Genomic DNA, 16,372 nt, shown 5'->3' with positions numbered 1-16,372 from the left:
CGTGGACCACCCCTGGCTCACAGGGCGGTCATGCGTATCCTGGAGAGCAGCCATCCAGAGCGGTCGAGAGTCCTGGCTCGTCGACACCGCAGCAACCCGCCGACGGAAGCCTCCCGAGGACAAAGGTGCTAACGCCAGGTCCGATGGAGAGACTCATGGTCACAGAGGCATCCGCACAATCGTCATCCGGCCGGCGCCCCACGGTGTCGTTCGAGCTCATGCCGCCGCGTCGGCCCGACGCCGCCCCGAACTTCTGGGAGACGGCGCGGCAGCTCGTCGCCGCACGACCGGATTTCGTGTCCGTCACCTACGGCGCCGGCGGGAGCGACCGGCAGACGGCGCGGCAGGTGGTGTCGAAGCTGCTGACGGGAACACCCGTCCTTCCCGTCGCCCACCTCACCTGCGTGGGGGCGTCCCGTGAGGACGTGTCGGAGGTCATCGACGACTTCCTCGAGGCCGGCGTCCGGTCGTTCCTCGCGCTGCGGGGCGACCCTCCGCGCGACCAGCCCGACTGGCGGCCCCCGGCCGACGGCGTGCACTCGAGCATCGAGCTGGTGCGCCTGCTCCGTGAGGTCGAGGCGGCGCGCTGTGCCGCGGACCCGGGCACGGCCCTTCGCAGCGCCGCCCGGCCGCTCACCGTCGCGGTCGCCACGTTCACCGACGGGAACCCCGGCGCGGGCACCACGCGGGAGCAGGAGGTGGCGCGTCTCCTCGAGAAGCAGGAGGCGGGGGCGAGCTTCGCCATCACGCAGCTGTTCTACAGGGCGTCGTCGTACGCGGAGTTCGTCACGGACGCCCGCGCGGCCGGCGTCACCCTCCCCATCCTGGCGGGCATCCTGCCCACCACGGAGCCGCGACGGCTGCGGCGCGTCGAGGAGCTCACGGGTGTGGTTCCGCCGCCCGAGCTGCTGCGGGAGCTGGACGCCCTGGACGACGCAGAGGCGCAGCACGCCCACGGCATCGAGCGTTCGGTGCGGCTGGCCCAGGAGGTGCTGGACGCGGACGCGCCCGGGCTGCACGTGTACACCTTCAACAAGCACCGCCCGGCGCTCGACCTGCTCTCCGGGGTGGGCCTCCTCACCCGGGCGGCAGCCTGACCTGGGGTTTCGCGCCCCGGTGGGTGTGTTCGCTCAGAGCGAACACACCGCATCTTGGCACTCGGCCCGAGGGAGTGCTAATTCTTGAGGTGTAGCCGGGCGGCGGGATCGCAGCCCCGCCGCCGATTCGCGACGGTCCCGGAAGGGCCGGGACCGAGTCGTCGTAGGAGGTGATGTGCGATGGCTACGCGGTGGGACCCCTTCCAGGAGATGGACAGGCTGTTCAACTCCCTGGCGACGACGACACGAGATTCCGCGGCGATGCCGATGGACCTCTTCCGCGCCGGTGACCACTACGTGCTCGCGCTCGACCTTCCGGGGGTGGACCCGGGCACGATCGACGTGTCCGTGGAGGACCGCACCCTGACGGTCCGGGCCGAGCGGACGGCTCGCTCCGGCGAGGACGTGCAGTGGCTGGTGCGTGAGCGCCCGGCCGGCACCTATGCCCGCCAGCTGACGGTGGGCCACGGTCTGGCTCTCGACAAGATCTCGGCGTCCTATGCCGACGGCGTGCTGTCGCTGACGATTCCCGTGAGCGAGGAGGCCAAGCCCCGCAAGGTCGAGGTCTCTCACTCCGGCATGGCGACCCCGATCGAGCAGAGCAGCGGACAGCAGACGATCGAGGCCTGATCCCCAGCCCGCCCGCCGCTGTGGGTAACCCACAGCGGCGGGTCTGCGTGTCCAGGATGTCCGGACTGTTACTTCTTGGGGAATTCTTTCCCTAGGCATGGTCATGACGTGGGTGAAAGTGGTACCTCTTCGGAGCACCATCTCCCGTCCCACACGACCACCGGAGGCCTGTGTGTCTACCCACCCCACCCACGACCACGCCCTGAACCGCCGTGACCTGCTGCGCGGGGCAGTCGTGCTCGGCATCGGCTCGTCCACCGGCGTGCTCTCCGCCGTCGTCGGCGCCGGATCGGCAGCCGCCGACGAGGCTGTCGGCCCGACGGCCGCCCCGGCCGCCGACCCTGCCGCGAACCCGGCCGCCGACCCGGCCCTGGCCCAGCCCGTCGTCGACCCCGGCGCCCGGGCTGCGCTCGACGCCACGGCCCCCGCCCCGGGAATCCTGGTCGCTGCCCCGACCATCGCGAGCTGCCCGACCTGGGGGGCCGCCGCCCCGCGCGGCACCATCTCGACGGTCAGCACGGACCCGGACAAGATCCTGATCCACCACACTGCGTCGGGGAACGTGACCGACTACTCGCAGGCTGCGGGCTACCAGATCGCCCGCGACATCCAGCAGTGGCACTTCGCGAACGGCTGGGTCGACACCGGCCAGCACCTCACGGTCAGTCGCGGGGGATACGTCATGGAGGGCCGTCGCGGATCGCTGTCCCGGCTGCAGAACAGCAACGGCATGGTCGTCGGCGCCCACGCCCCGGGCCAGAACGACAAGGCGATCGGCATCGAGAACCAGGGCACCTACACGAACGCGACACCTCCCGCCGCGCTCTGGAACCGCCTGGTCCAGCTCTGCGCCTACATCTGCCAGCAGTACGGCATCGCGCCGTCGCGGATCTACGGCCACCGCGACTTCACCGCCACCGAGTGCCCTGGCGAGGCGTTCTACGCGCTGCTCCCGCAGCTCCGGACCGAGGTCGCGGCCGCCCTCGCCGGGACCGCGTGGTCGGTGACCATCGACAACTCGTCGGCCGGTTTCGCCGCGGGAACCAGCTGGCTCACGTCCACGTACTCGGGCGAGCGGTACGGCGCGAACTACCGGTACGCGACTCCGGCGGAAGCCAGCGACCTCGCCACCTACACGGCCACGATCCCGTCGGCCGCCCGCTACCGCGTCGAGGCGTGGTTCCCGGGCGTCGCGGGCTACAACGCGTCGACGCCGTTCGTCATCAACACCGGCAGCGGCACCTCGACCGTTCGCGTGGACCAGTCCACCGGCGGCGGTGCCTGGCTCTCGCTGGGCACCTACGCCATGACGGCGGGGTCGCGACAGGTGGTGGCGGTCAGCCGGTGGACCTCCGGCACGGACTACGTGATCGCCGACGCCGTCCGCATCACCCGGGTCTGACTCACGCCCCCGCCCCCCGGGTTGTCCGAAGCTCTCCGGTCTATACACCGGAGAGCTTCTGACAGCTCGGGTGGGGCGAGCGCCCTACTTCAGCGAGCCCGCCGTCAGGCCGCCCACCAGGCGCTTCTCGATGGCGAGGAACAGCAGGACCACCGGCACGATCGCCACCACGGACACGCCGAACACGTAGTGCCACGAGGTCTCGTACTGGCCCACGAACTTGGTGAGCGCCACGGACAGCGGCTGGTTGCCCGCCGTGGACAGCAGCACGAGGGACGCCGCGAACTCGTTCCACGACGCGACGAACGTGAACACGATCGCCGTCACGACCCCCGGCCACACCAGGGGCAGGTTGATCCGCGTGAGCACGGTGAACGTCCCGGCACCGTCGAGCTGGGCCGCCTCGTCGACCTCCTTGGGGATCCCCGCGAAGAAGCTGTGCATGATCCACACCGCGAACGACAGGTTGAACGCGGCGTTCACCAGGATCATCGCGGCCCAGGTGTCGAGCAGGCCCACGGCGAGGAACTCCCGGAACAGGCCCGACGTCAGCACAGCCGGCTGCATCATCTGCGTGACGATGACGAGGAACAGGAAGATGTACCGGCCCGGGAAGCGGAACCTCGCCGTGTAGTACGCGGCGGGCAGCGCCACCGCGAGCACGAGGAGCGTGGCGCACACCGAGATCACGAGCGTGGAGACCAGGTTCTGCACCAGCGGCGTCTCGGGCGTGGACCACATGTCGAGGTAGTTCTCCCAGTGCCACTCCACCGGGAAGTACGTGGGGTCGACGGACCGGATCTGCGCCTTCGTCTTCACCGAGCCGAAGAACATGATCAGGTACGGCAGGAGGAAGACGACGAGCACCGCGAGCCCCGCGGTCGTGCGCAGCACGACCGCGCCCAGCGGCACCTGGTCCTCGGTGTAGCGCCGCGTGCGGGCGGCCCGGACGGGCACGCTGCCCGACGGCACGCTGCCCGACGGCGGACCGGTCGCCTCGGTCATGACAGCCACCTAGACCTCCTCGAGCGGGCGCACGACCCGCAGGTAGACGCCGACGATCACGACGACCAGCACGAAGGCGACGACGGACAGCGCGCTGGCCAGGTCGATCCGGTGCTGGTTCTGCAGGTACTTGAAGATCATCGTCATCACGGTGTCCGCGTCGTAGCCGGGGATCGACCCCGTCATGACGCGGAGGATCGGCAGCGAGTTGAAGACGTTGATGATGTTGATCAGCACGGCGACCGCGAGCGCGCTGCGGAGCTGGGGCAGGATCACGCCGAAGTAGGCGCGCACCGGTCCGGCGCCGTCGATGCGCGCGGCCTCGACGGTGTCGCCGGGCACCGTCTGCAGCCCGGCGAGGATGGTGTAGGTGGTGAACGGCAGCGAGACGAAGACCGCCACGACGATCGCCCAGGCGAACGCGGTGCCGGGGTTACGTGTCCAGCCGAAGCCCTCCGGCCGGTCGATGAGCCCGACGTCGACGAGGAACGCGTTGATGATGCCGAAGTACGGCTCGAGGCCGTAGTGCACCACCAGGGTGGTCATCACGACGCTCGCGGCCCACGGCACCACCACGGCCATGCGGACGAACCGCCGCCCCGGGAACGCCTTGTCGAGGAGCTGGGCGAGAGCGAGCGAGATCACCACGGTGAGCCCGACCACCACCACGACCCACACCAGCGTGCGCCCGACGATCGGCCAGAAGTACGGGAACGCGAAGACCTCGGCATAGTTCGCGAGGCCGACCCCGCCCCGGTCGATGCCGCTCTGGCTGATGTCCCGGGTGCTGTTCCCGATCATGAGACCGATCGGGAACAGCACCACGAGGACGATCAGGGCCAGCGCGGGTCCGATCCAGGGCAGTGCCCGGAGGAACGCCCGCATGTCGCCGTCAGCCTGCGTCGACCTGGGCCTGGATCTCCGCGAGCACGTCAGCGGCGGGCTTGCCGGTGGCGAGCTGGCCGAAGAGCGCCTTGAACGCGGAGTCCGCAGCGGACCACTTCGGGTTGGCGTTGGGGTAGAACTGCGCGTCGGGCAGCACCTCGAGGAACGGCGCCAGCGCCTCCTCGTCGCCGAGCGCGTCGGAGCCCGTCTTCGTGGTGGGCAGGAAGCCCTCGGCCTGGACCCACGGCACGTACACGTCGGCGGCGTAGAAGTAGTCGAAGAACGCGGCGATGGCCTCCTGCTTGTCGCCGTCGTTCTGGAACGCCATGAGGTGGTCGGCCACGCCGAGGGTGAACGGGCTGCCGTCCTGGGTGGGGATCGGGTGCACCGAGTACTCGAGCGCGGGGTTGTTCTCCGCGATCTGCCCCACGGTCGGCGGCAGGCCCACCTGCATGCCGATCTTGCCCTGCACGAAGATGTCGAGCAGCGGCGTGCGGTCGGTGGAGCCGGCGTCGGCCTGCGTGGCACCCTCCGTGACCATCCGCTGGATGAACTCGGCGCCCGCGAGGTTCTCCGGGGTGTCGATGGTGATCTCCTCGGCGTCACCGAACGTGCCGCCGCCGCCCCAGAGCCAGACGGCCGCCTCGGCCTGTGCCTCCTCGGAGCCGAGCGGCATGCCGTAGCCGGCCACGCCGCCGCCGAGAGCGGACACCTTCTTCGCGGACTCGACCAGCTCGTCCCACGTGGTCGGGACCTCGGCGCCGGCCTGCTCGAGGAGCGCGTCGTTGACGAAGAGTGCCCGCGCGGAGGCGATGAAGGGCAGCCCGTAGGTCACGCCATCCACCTGCGCGTTGGTCAGGAAGCTGTCCTGGAAGTCGGCGTAGGTCTCGTCCGAGGTGACGTCCTCGACCGGGTACAGCAGTTCGTCGGCCGCGAACCCGGCGAACGGGCCGCCGTTGTAGATGTCGGGGGCCTGGCCACCCTGGATCTTGGTGGCGATGACGCTCTCGAGGTTGTCCCACGACTCGACCTGGAGGTTGACGGCGACCTCCGGGTTCTCCGCCTCGAACCCGGCGATCACGTCCTCCCAGAGGCCCTGGGTCGCGTCGGAGTAGCTGGGGACGAGCAGGTCGAGGGTGGTCCCTCCGTCACCGCCCCCGTCGTCGGTGCCGCCGCCGAAACCGCAGGCGGTCAGTCCTGTCGTGGTAGCCAGCGTGATCGCGATGATCGCGCCGGCGCGCCTGGTGTCGCGCCCGGTGTGCCGCACGTGTACCCCTTGTCGCCTGGTGCTGACGAATTTGTGCCCGATACGTACTTTCTACTGAAAGCACGATGCTCGTGCACCGCGACACTCCGGTCAAGACCTCGCACAAAGGGGAAAGCGCGATCCAGGCGCCCGGCTCAGCGCTCCCGCGCGCCGACCATGGGCAGGCCGAAGGCCAGCGCCACGGCCACGATCCCGCCCACGAACAGGTACGGGCCTACGGCCACGTCCCGGGAAGCGCCGATGCCGATCAGCAGAAGGCCGGCGGTGAACAGGACGAAACACAGGATGACGCGGACGAGCAGGACCGGCGTCGGCTCCTGCTTCTCGCGGCGGGCCACCTCGAAGTTGCTCATGGCCCAACCGTAGCGCGGAGGCCGTGGCACGCATCACCCGCCGAACCCCTGGAAACTCACGGAGCCCGGTCCATAGAATCGATTCGATGCCTTCCCCCCTGCCGAACCGCGGCACCGCTCTGCCCGTTGATCCCCGAGTCTCCCGCGCCCGCCAGACCCTCATGGCGCTCTTCGTCCTGTTCGGCATGATCCAGATCAGCTGGATGAGCCGACTCCCGTCCATCCGCGAGAGCCTCGGCGTCTCGTCCGCCGAGCTGGGCGTGTTCCTCATCGTCGGAGCGGTCGGTGCACTCGCCGCCGTGACCACGGCCGGGGCCATCATCACCCGCTTCGGCAACCGGGCCACGCTCGTGGCCGCGACCGCCGGCAACGCCGCCGGGTTCTCGCTCCTGGCCGCGGGCACAGCCCTCGGCAGCGTGCCGCTGTTCCTCGGCGGCGTGCTGCTGAACGGCATCTGCGGCGCTCTGACGAACACCCCGATCAACCTCTCCGCCGCTCTCGTGGAGCAACGCCTGGGCCGCGCCATCCTGCCGCACTTCCACGCGGCGTTCTCGATCGGCGCGGGGGCGGGTGCGCTGGTGGCCGCCGGTTTCGCTGCGGCCGACGTGCACGTGTCCGTGCAGGTGGTGATCGTGGCCGTCCTCGTGACCGTCGCCCGTGTGTTCCTCGTCGGACCCGCCACGGCGCTCTCCGCCCGCAGCGGCCGGCCCGGCACCGCGGAGCCCAGCCCTCGCCGCGGCGCCGGGCTGCGCACCGCCCTGCGCGCGTGGCGCGAGCCGCGCACGCTGCTCATCGGTCTCGTCCTCCTCGCCGGGTCGCTCTCGGAGGGCTCTGCGGGCAACTGGCTCGCCATCGCGATGGTGGACGGATTCGCCGTGCGCGAGGCGGTCGGCGCCGCCGCGTACGGCAGCTTCGTGGCCGCGATGACCGTGGTGCGGCTGGGCGGCACCCGCCTCCTCGACCGCTTCGGCCGTGTCGCGGTGCTGCGCGTCTCGAGCGTGTCGGGCCTCGTCGGGCTGGCGCTGTTCGGCCTCGCGCCCGACCTCCGCTGGGCCTGGGCCGGGATCCTCCTCTGGGGCATGGGGTCTGCGCTCGGGAGCCCTGTGGCCGTGGCCGCGGCCTCGGACGAGCCGATCCACGCCGCCGCACGCGTCTCCGTCGCGACGTCGTTCTCCTCGATCGCCCAGCTCTCCGCACCACCGCTGCTCGGCCTGCTCGCCGACGGGGTCGGCGTCCGGCACGCGCTGCTCGTCATCTGCGCCGCGATGGTGGTGAGCCTCGTCCTGGCAGGACATGTACGGCCGGTCGGCACGGCGCGGCCCGCGCTGCCCGACGACGTCCCGGCCACGCCTCCCGTGGCCGGCTCACCCGACGCTCCCCTCGCCCAGGCAGAGGCCGACGCCCTCGCGGACGAGCTGCGGGACGAGACCGAGCACGAGCGACGGCGGGTACCCGTCGGGGTCTGAGTCCCACTGCAGGTAGTCGAGCCCCACCCGACCAGCGATCGCCTCGGGGCCTTCGGTAGGTGATCTTCCTCCGGTCCCCACGGCCGGGCCCGGCCGTGGGACTAGTCGGGACATCCGGCGCATTTCAAGGTTCCGTTATCAAATCTTCACCGGCGAATGCCTCCCTGTTCGCCCTCAGCGAAACAGGTTGCCCCAAGAAGTCACTACCATCCGTTCGTGAGCACTGCCACCTCTGCCTTCGACCAGCGTCCCGCCCGCGTCCGCACGGACTGGGGACTCTCCGGCGCCCTCGCCCTCACCGCGACCGGCGCACGGTCGTCGCTGGTGGTCGTGATCGACGTCCTGTCGTTCTCCACGTCGGTGACGGTGGCCTGTGAGCAGGGCTCGGGCGTCTACCCGTTCCCGTACCACGACCCGGCCGGGGCGGCCCGTCTCGCCCGCACCATGCGTGCGGCCCTGGCGGGACCGCGCTGGGAGCAGGGACTCAGCATCTCGCCCGCGTCGCTCATGGACCTCGACGCGGAGCGCCTGGTGCTCCCCGCACCCAACCCGTCGACGATCTGCCACACGATCGCCAGCCGGGGCGCCCTGGTCATCGTGGGCTGCCTGCGCAACGCGACGGCGGTCGCCGGGCTCGCCGCGGCGCACCTCGCTGCGAACGACGCGCACGACGTGGTCCTCGTCCCCGCGGGCGAGCGCTGGCCGGACGACACCCTGCGTCCCGCCCTCGAGGACAACCTCGCGGCGGGCGCCATCGCGGCCCGTCTCGCCGACATGATGGACGACGACGTCACGCGCCTCTCCCCCGAGACGGCCGCGGCCGTGACCCTGTGGCGCGGCACCAACGACGCGGCGGACACCATCGGGGGCGCCGGCAGCGGCCGCGAGCTCATCGAGACGGGCTTCGTGGACGACGTGACGATCGCGTCCGACGTGGACTCCACCGACGTGGTCCCGGTGCTCGTGGACGGCGCGTTCGTGCCGCTGGGCCACCGCATCGCGGTCGCCCGCGCCGCCCGCCAGGCCGTCCCGGCCTGACGATCCCAGCAGGTCCAGACCCGCCAGACCCGCGCCCTACGGGACGAGGTGGCGCTCGATCGCCTTCACGATCGGCAGGTCGCCGTCCAACCAGTCGACGTCGGCGAGCCCGTCCGGTGACAGCCACCGCAGCTCGTCGTGCTCCACGAGCGGGAGCGGGTCGCCGTCGGTCACGCGCGCGAACCAGAGCCGCATCACGTGCCGGTCCGTGATGACCCAGCCACCGTCGTCGGGGCCCGGGAGCTCGTCCCCCATTTCGACGCGGACGCCCAGCTCCTCGCGGAGCTCGCGGTGCAGCGCCTGGGTGGGCGACTCGCCGTCGTCCACCTTGCCGCCCGGGAACTCCCACCTGCCGGCGATCTCGACGGGACGCGCGCGACGTGCGCCCAGGAGCCGCGTCGGCCTCGCGAGGTCGTCCACGATCGCGGCCGCGACCACGAGGCGTCGTTGGTGCATCCCGTGAGTCTGCCACCGGGATGCCCCGGACGCGACGACGGCACCCGGCGACAGGGCGTCGCGGGTGCCGTCCGAGATGCTGCGCTCCGGGCTGCTCAGTAGAGTCCCATCCGACGCGCCATCGCGACCGCCTCGGCCCGGGTGGAGACCCCGAGCTTCTTGTAGACGCTGCGGACCTGGGACTTCACCGTGTTACGCGTCACGAACAGGCGGTTGGCGATCTGCTCGAGGGTCACGTCCTCGGTGAGGTTCGACAGCACGACCTGCTCCCGACGCGTGAGCGTGGGAAAGACCGGGTTCAGCTCGATGGCACTCATGGGGCTCCTCCTCTGCAGCGGCCGGGACTGGGGTCCGGCCGAATGGTTGCTGCTATGAGGTAGGAGTGACGTAGATCCCGTTCATGACGCGATCTACGGAAAACTTCTGTGCAGGTCAGAACTTGTGCTGACGTTCCGTCAGTGGCCGGTGTGCTGGCCGTACTCCTCGGCGGTGAGCAGCTGGCCCTCCGAGCTGACCTCGACCTTGAAGAGCCAGCCGGCACCGAACGGGTCGGCGTTGACGACGGCGGGGTCGTCGATCGCTGCCTGGTTGACCTCGACGACGGTGCCCGACACCGGCGAGTACAGCTCCGAGACCGACTTCGTGGACTCGATCTCGCCGATGACCGTGCCGGCCTCGACGGAGGCGCCCACGGCAGGCAGCTCCAGGTAGACGACGTCGCCGAGCGCCTCGGCGGCGACGGACGTGACGCCCACGACCGCGGGGCTCGACGTGTCGACCCACTCGTGCTCGACGGTGTAGCGCAGGGCTGCGGGGAACTCGGCCATGATGGCTCCTCGTTTCAGGGGTTCAGTGCTGGGGACGACGGTAGAACGGCAGCGGCACGACGACGAACGGTTCGGTGCGCCCGCGCACGTCCACGCCGACCTCGGTGCCCTCCGCGGACAGCTCGGGCGTCACGTACGCCATGGCCACGGGGTAGCCGAGCGTGGGCGACGGCGCCCCGGACGTGACGGTCCCGACAGGCCTGCCGGAGCCCGGGGCGACGACGGGGTACCCCGCACGCGCGGGGCGCTTGCCGAGCCCGCGCAGGCCCACGAGCACGCGCGACGGCGCCGAGTGCCGGCGCGACTCGAGCGCCGCCCGGCCCACGAAGTCGCCGACCTTGTCCAGGCGGACCACGCGGCCGAGGCCGGCCTCGTAGGGCGTCGTGGTCGTGTCGAGCTCGTGCCCGTAGAGCGGCATGCCCGCCTCCAGGCGCAGCGAGTCGCGCGCGGACAGGCCCGCGGGCACCAGCCCGAGCGGCTCGCCCGCGGCGAGCAGCGTGCGCCAGAGCGCCACGGCGGACGACGACGGCACGAACAGCTCGAAGCCGTCCTCGCCGGTGTACCCGGTGCGGGCCGCGAGGGCGGTCACCGTGCCGCCGTCGGCCAGCGTGAGCGTGACGGGCGACGCCGCGTAGTACTTCATCGAGCGCACCGTCGCGACGTCGTCGCCCGCGACCAGGCCGGCCACGATGTCCTCCGCCTGCGGGCCCTGGACGGCGATCAGGGCCGTCTCGTCGGAGCGGTCCTCGACGACCGCGTCGAACCCGGCGGACCGCTCCGCGAGCTCGCTCGCGACGAGCGGCGCGTTGCCCGCGTTCGCCACGACGAGGAACTCCGCGTCGCCGGTCCGGTAGACGATGAGGTCGTCGAGGACGGCGCCGTCCTCGGCGCAGATCATCGAGTACTTGGCCCGGCCCACGGCGATCGCCGCGGCCGACCCCACGAGGGCGTGGTCGAGGGCGGCCGCGGCGCCTGTGCCGCGGACCCAGATCTCGCCCATGTGGGACAGGTCGAACAGGCCGGCGGCCGCGCGCACCGCACGGTGCTCGGCGAGGTCGCTGGTGTAGCGCAGCGGCATGAGCCAGCCGCCGAACCCGGTCAGCGACGCACCGAGCGCCTCGTGCTCGTCATGGAGCGGGGTCTTCTTGTCCATCGTCGGCTCTCTCTCGTCTGCAGGGATCGTCACTCGGCGAACGCCTCGACCGGCGGGCAGGAGCAGACGAGGTTGCGGTCGCCCTTGGCGCCGTCGATCCGGCGCACGGGCGGCCAGTACTTCGCGGCACGCAGGCCCCGGACCGGGAAGGCGGCGACCTCGCGGGAGTACGGCTTGTCCCAGGCGTCCGAGGTGACGGACGTGGCGGTGTGCGGCGAGTTCCGCAGGGGAGAGCCCTCGACCGGCCACGTCCCCGCAGCGACGGCGTCGATCTCGCCCCGGATCGCGATCATGGCGTCGACGAACCGGTCCAGCTCGGCCAGGTCCTCCGACTCCGTGGGCTCCACCATGAGCGTGCCGGCCACCGGGAACGACAGCGTGGGCGCGTGGAACCCGTAGTCGATGAGGCGCTTGGCCACGTCCTCGGCGGTCACGCCCGTCTGCGCGGTGATCTGCCGCAGGTCGAGGATGCACTCGTGCGCCACGAGCCCGCCCGGACCGGTGTAGAGCGTGGGGAAGTGGTCCGCCAGCCGCGACGCGACGTAGTTCGCGGTGAGCACCGCGGCCTTGGTCGCCTCGGTCAGGCCGTCGCCGCCCATGAGGGCCACGTACGCGTACGAGATCGGCAGGATCCCGGCGCTCCCGAAGCGGGTCGCGGACACCGGGGGCACGGTCTCGCCGTGCGCGGCACCCGGCGTGGGGTCGCCCGGCAGGAACGGCACCAGGTGCTCCGCCACGGCCACCGGGCCGACGCCGGGACCGCCGCCGCCGTGCGGGATGCAGAACGTCTTGTGCAGGTTGAGGTGCGACACGTCGCCGCCGAACTCGCCCGGCCGGGCCAGCCCCACGAGGGCGTTGAGGTTGGCGCCGTCGATGTAGACCTGGCCGCCGGCCCCGTGCACCAGGTCGCAGACCTCGCGCACGTGCTCCTCGTAGACGCCGTGCGTGGACGGGTAGGTGATCATGATGCCCGCCACCTGAGGCCCGTGCTGTTCCAGCTTGGCGCGCAGGTCGTCCAGGAGCACCTCGCCGTCGTCGGCCGTGGCGACCACCACGACGCGCAGCCCCGCGAGCGCCGCCGACGCCGCGTTGGTGCCGTGCGCCGACGCCGGGATGAGGACGAGGTCGCGGCCGGCCTCGCCGCGCGACGCGTGGTACGCCTTGATGGCGAGCAGGCCGGCGAACTCGCCCTGCGACCCGGCGTTGGGCTGCACGGACACGGCCGCGTAGCCGGTGATCTCGGCGAGCTGGGCCTCGAGGCTGCTGATGAGCTCGGCGTAGCCCTGGGTCTGGTCCGCGGGCGCGAAGGGGTGGATGTCGGCGAAGCCGGGCCAGGAGATGGCCTCCATCTCGGCGGTGGCGTTGAGCTTCATGGTGCAGGAGCCGAGGGGGATCATCGTGCGGTCGAGGGCGAGGTCCTTGTCGCTCAGCGTGCGGAGGTAGCGGAGCATGCTGGTCTCGCTGCGGTGGGTGTGGAAGATGGGGTGCTGGAGGTATTCCGTCGTCCGGGTTATCTCCGCGGGGAGGGCGGGCAATGTCGGCTCGCCGCCTCGCTCACGCGCCCGGCTCGTTCCTCGCGCGGACGCTCCGCTACGGCTTGACGGCGTCGAGCCGACATCGCCCGCCCTCCCCGCTTCCTGCGGCGTCGCACCGTGCCAGGTGGTGGTGAGGGTCGTGAGGACTGTTTCCACGTCGTGCTCGGTGGTGGTCTCGTCGCAGCTGATTTGGAGGTGGTTCTCGTCCGGGGCGTAGAGGTTGTAGCCCACGTTCGCCGCTGCCTTCACCAGGTCCGCTGCCTTGCCCGGGACCTCTGCGCGGATCGTGTCGAAGAAGATCTCGTGCTCGACGTCGATCCCCGCCGCTTTCAGGCCGTCCGCGAGGGATGCCGCGTGGGTGTGGACCCGGTTCGCGATCGCCTTCAGGCCCTCCGGGCCGTGATAGACCGCGTACATGCTCGCCACGATCGCCAGGAGGGCCTGCGCCGTGCAGATGTTGGACGTGGCCTTCTCGCGGCGGATGTGCTGCTCGCGGGTGGCGAGGGCGAGGCGGTACCCCGCGGCTCCGTCGACGTCCACGGAGACGCCCACCAGGCGGCCGGGGAGCTGGCGCTCCAGCCCCTTCTTCACGGCCATGTAGGCGGCGTGCGGTCCGCCGTAGAAGAGGGGGACGCCGAAGCGCTGGGCGGAGCCCACCGAGACGTCGGCACCGAGCTCGCCGGGTGAGGTGAGGAGCGTGAGGGCGAGCAGGTCGGTCGCGACCGTGACGAGCGCGCCTGCGGCCTTGGCCTCGGCGACGACGCCGCGCGCGTCCAGGACGCGGCCCGAGGCGCCCGCCTGCTGCACGACCAGGCCGACCATGGTGCCGGGAGGCAACGCACCGGCGTCGGACACCATGGCCAGGGCCTGGGCGAGGCCCTGGGAGAGGTCCGCGACCACGACCGGGAGGCCGATGGCCTCCGCGCGGCCGCGCGCCACGGCGAGCGACTGGGGGAAGAGGTCGGCGTCGAGGACGACGTAGCCCTCCGCCGCGCGGGAGACGCGCCACATGAGGGCGACGGCCTCGGCGACGGCGGTCGCCTCGTCGAGGAGCGAGGCGTTCGCGATCTCGAGGCCCGTGAGGTCCTCGACAGCGGTCTGGAAGTTGAGGAGCGCCTCCAGGCGACCCTGCGAGATCTCCGGCTGGTACGGCGTGTACGCCGTGTACCAGGCGGGGGACTCGAGGACGTTGCGCCGGATCACGGGCGGGGTGTGCGTGCCGTAGTAGCCGAGGCCGATCATCTGCCGCTTCACGACGTTCTTGCCCGCCACGTCGCGCAGGTGGGCCAGCACCTCCGCCTCGCTGCGGGCAGCCGGGAGGTTCAGGGGGCGGTCGGAACGGATGGTCTTCGGCACCGCCGCGTCGACGAGGGCGTCGAGCGAGTCGTAGCCCAGCTGGTCGAGCATGGTGCGGACCTCGCGCCCGCGCGGGCCGAGATGACGGTCGGCGAAGACGTCGGGGTTGTACTGGGTCACGACGGGCTCCTGGCTCTCCGGAACGAGGTCCGAGACGGCGGGGTCGGGTACGAAGCCCTCCCCGCTCTGTCTTCGGACACTGTGCCCGCCTGCGGGCACCACGTCGACCTGAGAGTTTTGCCGGTCCGTCGGGTGCTCCGTGAGGAGGACGGGACGCGCCGGCTTGCACCGTCGGTGGGCCCCGGCGCGCTGCGCGTGCGGGGGCCGCTTTCCAGAGTTGCCTCGCCATGACGGTACGTGGGCCTGAGAGATTCCCGGGGAGGTCTTGCTCCTTCGGCGCCGGCCCTGCCCCGTGGGGCGCGGCCGGACTCTCCCGTCGCGGTTCTGGCGGCATGAAGTTGTGGGCACATCCTAGCCGGGCGCACCCCCCGCCGAGACAGTCACCTCGTCCGGTGCACCACGACCTTGCTCACCATCGCCAGCCGCTCCAGCGTGCGGACGAGGGAACGTGCCCGCCGCTCACCCGCGCGGAATGCCAGGGCCACGGTGCCCAGGCGGCCGGCGTGCTCCTGCGTCGCGACAGAGTCGACGGCGACCCCGCGCGTCGCGAACACCGCGGTGAGCGTGGCGACGATGCCGACCTGGTCAGCACCGACCACCTCGATGTCGACCTCCCAGGTCTCCGGGGCCGACGCCGGGACGCTCTCGACCGCCCGGGCCGGCATCCCGGGCGCCACCTTCGCGGGAGTCCCGGGAGCCGTGGGAGTCCCGGGCAGCAGCGACGCGAGCATCGCGTCGATCCCGCGGCCGGAGGCGGCGAGCAGCCGCTCCTCGTCCGGCTCCAGCGGGTCGAGGAGCACCTGCGTCCAGCCCTCCGGGCCCAGGACCACCGGGACACCCTGCACCCGGCCCGGCAGCGCGGCGCCGTCGGACAGCAGGACCTCGCGCTCGAGCGCGACCTGCCCGGCTACGACGATCTCCCGCCCGTCGAGGAGGGTGCGCACCAGGTCGACGGTGGCGCCCGCCGTCCCCGCAGGCGTCTTGGCGCCGCTCTGGTGGGTCATGGTGGGGCGGGCGACCATGCGCAGGTCCGGCGGGAGGAGGTCGACCTCGGCGAAGGCCTCGCTCATGTCGCGCGCGGCGACGGCGTTGAGCCGTTCCACCGCCGTCAACACCTCCTGGGCGAACGTGTCCAGGGTGCGGCCTCGGCGGAGCGCCGCCACCGCCGTCCGCCGCTCCGCCTCGTCCAGCCCGGCGATCCGCACCGTCGACCAGAGGGGGACGGCGCTCAGGCCGTGAAAGCCGCCCGCGAAGCCCGACACCCGGTGGCGCCGCACGCCGAGCGACAGCGCGACCTCGCGCCGGAACCGCAGGGTGTCGAGCCAGGCGCCCATACCGATCACCCGGTGCCTGCCCAGCGCCTCCGCGAACACGGCCACACCCAGCTCGACCGGGTTGGACACCACGATCACGACCTCGTGCCCCGAGCCGTGCCGGGCGAGCGCCTCGGCATACGCGGTGAAGCCGGCAAGGTTGTCTGCGGCGAGCCGGGCCCGGTCCATGCTGGCGCCTACCCGGGCGGGGGCGGTCGCGCCCGCGGCGACCACGACGACGTCGGCCACCACGTCCTCCGGCGAGAGCGCCACGTCGAGGAGCGGGGCACGCTCGTCGAAGGCGTCGACCAGGTCGGTGCGCAGGCCGTGGACCGCGCTCCCGCTCGCCCCGTCGCGACGGCCGACCAGCTGCAGCCGCGAGGTCGGGGACAGCACCCCGTTCGCGATGAGCTGGGTACAGACCTGCCGACCTACGTCCCCTGTTGCTCCGAGCACCGCGACATCCATG

Annotated in this window: 15 protein-coding genes and 2 riboswitches; of the genes, 5 read left to right on the top strand and 10 right to left on the bottom strand. The window is 71.7% G+C overall.

The genetic code is table 11. The features are described 5' to 3' along the window. Window positions 1-47 precede the first annotated feature (47 nt). A riboswitch (SAM riboswitch) is annotated at window positions 48-150 on the top strand. Window positions 151-155: 5 nt separating this feature from the next. From D1350_RS09515 to D1350_RS09505, 3 genes are all read left to right on the top strand, one after another. Then, on the top strand, window positions 156-1,097 hold the full coding sequence (locus D1350_RS09515) for a methylenetetrahydrofolate reductase (RefSeq protein ID WP_125775732.1): 942 nt from the start codon (window positions 156-158) through the stop codon (window positions 1,095-1,097). A gap of 180 nt (window positions 1,098-1,277) precedes the next feature. Continuing rightward, window positions 1,278-1,727, top strand: coding sequence for an Hsp20/alpha crystallin family protein (locus D1350_RS09510; RefSeq protein WP_125775731.1), 450 nt, complete (start codon window positions 1,278-1,280; stop codon window positions 1,725-1,727). A gap of 172 nt (window positions 1,728-1,899) precedes the next feature. Further along, window positions 1,900-3,129 carry a golvesin C-terminal-like domain-containing protein gene (locus tag D1350_RS09505; protein WP_240643996.1) on the top strand — a complete coding sequence of 410 codons (1,230 nt, stop codon included), beginning with the start codon at window positions 1,900-1,902 and terminating at the stop codon, window positions 3,127-3,129. An 84-nt stretch (window positions 3,130-3,213) separates the two neighbouring features. On the opposite strand, the gene D1350_RS09500 is transcribed toward D1350_RS09505, so the two are convergent. The 4 genes from D1350_RS09500 to D1350_RS09485 form a co-directional block, all read right to left on the bottom strand. Then, entirely contained in the window at window positions 3,214-4,134 is a 921-nt protein-coding gene (locus D1350_RS09500) for a carbohydrate ABC transporter permease (RefSeq protein WP_125775792.1), read from the bottom strand. A gap of 9 nt (window positions 4,135-4,143) precedes the next feature. Beyond that, complete coding sequence (locus D1350_RS09495) at window positions 4,144-5,019, bottom strand: carbohydrate ABC transporter permease (protein ID WP_125775729.1); 876 nt, start codon at window positions 5,017-5,019, stop codon at window positions 4,144-4,146. A 7-nt stretch (window positions 5,020-5,026) separates the two neighbouring features. Beyond that, window positions 5,027-6,286: an extracellular solute-binding protein gene (locus D1350_RS09490; RefSeq protein ID WP_240643994.1), complete on the bottom strand. Its 1,260-nt coding sequence runs from the start codon at window positions 6,284-6,286 to the stop codon at window positions 5,027-5,029. Between the two features lie 134 nt (window positions 6,287-6,420). Continuing rightward, the gene (locus D1350_RS09485; protein WP_125775728.1) at window positions 6,421-6,639 is read right to left on the bottom strand and encodes a hypothetical protein; all 219 of its coding nucleotides are present in this window, start codon (window positions 6,637-6,639) and stop codon (window positions 6,421-6,423) included. Window positions 6,640-6,725: 86 nt separating this feature from the next. Between D1350_RS09485 and D1350_RS09480 the strand changes: the two genes are divergently transcribed. Further along, complete coding sequence (locus D1350_RS09480) at window positions 6,726-8,105, top strand: MFS transporter (protein WP_125775727.1); 1,380 nt, start codon at window positions 6,726-6,728, stop codon at window positions 8,103-8,105. A gap of 216 nt (window positions 8,106-8,321) precedes the next feature. Beyond that, complete coding sequence (locus D1350_RS09475) at window positions 8,322-9,143, top strand: 2-phosphosulfolactate phosphatase (protein WP_164545102.1); 822 nt, start codon at window positions 8,322-8,324, stop codon at window positions 9,141-9,143. Window positions 9,144-9,179: 36 nt separating this feature from the next. Here D1350_RS09475 and D1350_RS09470 read toward each other — a convergent pair whose 3' ends face one another. The 6 genes from D1350_RS09470 to D1350_RS09445 all read right to left on the bottom strand — a co-directional run bounded on the left by D1350_RS09470 (window position 9,180) and on the right by D1350_RS09445 (window position 16,371). Beyond that, on the bottom strand, window positions 9,180-9,599 hold the full coding sequence (locus D1350_RS09470) for a (deoxy)nucleoside triphosphate pyrophosphohydrolase (RefSeq protein ID WP_125775725.1): 420 nt from the start codon (window positions 9,597-9,599) through the stop codon (window positions 9,180-9,182). A 95-nt stretch (window positions 9,600-9,694) separates the two neighbouring features. Continuing rightward, on the bottom strand, window positions 9,695-9,916 hold the full coding sequence (locus D1350_RS09465) for a helix-turn-helix domain-containing protein (protein ID WP_125775724.1): 222 nt from the start codon (window positions 9,914-9,916) through the stop codon (window positions 9,695-9,697). A gap of 138 nt (window positions 9,917-10,054) precedes the next feature. Further along, complete coding sequence (gene gcvH, locus D1350_RS09460; RefSeq protein WP_125775723.1) at window positions 10,055-10,426, bottom strand: glycine cleavage system protein GcvH; 372 nt, start codon at window positions 10,424-10,426, stop codon at window positions 10,055-10,057. A gap of 22 nt (window positions 10,427-10,448) precedes the next feature. After that, window positions 10,449-11,579 carry a glycine cleavage system aminomethyltransferase GcvT gene (gene gcvT / locus D1350_RS09455; RefSeq protein ID WP_125775722.1) on the bottom strand — a complete coding sequence of 377 codons (1,131 nt, stop codon included), beginning with the start codon at window positions 11,577-11,579 and terminating at the stop codon, window positions 10,449-10,451. Between the two features lie 29 nt (window positions 11,580-11,608). Continuing rightward, on the bottom strand, window positions 11,609-14,590 hold the full coding sequence (gene gcvP / locus D1350_RS09450; RefSeq protein WP_125775721.1) for an aminomethyl-transferring glycine dehydrogenase: 2,982 nt from the start codon (window positions 14,588-14,590) through the stop codon (window positions 11,609-11,611). 221 nt (window positions 14,591-14,811) lie between these two features. After that, window positions 14,812-14,916, bottom strand: a riboswitch (glycine riboswitch). A gap of 54 nt (window positions 14,917-14,970) precedes the next feature. Continuing rightward, complete coding sequence (locus D1350_RS09445; RefSeq protein WP_125775720.1) at window positions 14,971-16,371, bottom strand: lactate/malate family dehydrogenase; 1,401 nt, start codon at window positions 16,369-16,371, stop codon at window positions 14,971-14,973. Between the last annotated feature and the right edge of the window lies 1 nt (window position 16,372).

Source organism: Antribacter gilvus (assembly GCF_003946865.1).
Classification (GTDB): Bacteria; Actinomycetota; Actinomycetes; order Actinomycetales; family Cellulomonadaceae; genus Antribacter; species Antribacter gilvus.
The sequence above is the reverse complement of the archived record's forward strand: the minus strand, read 5'-3'. Positions and strand labels throughout refer to the sequence as shown.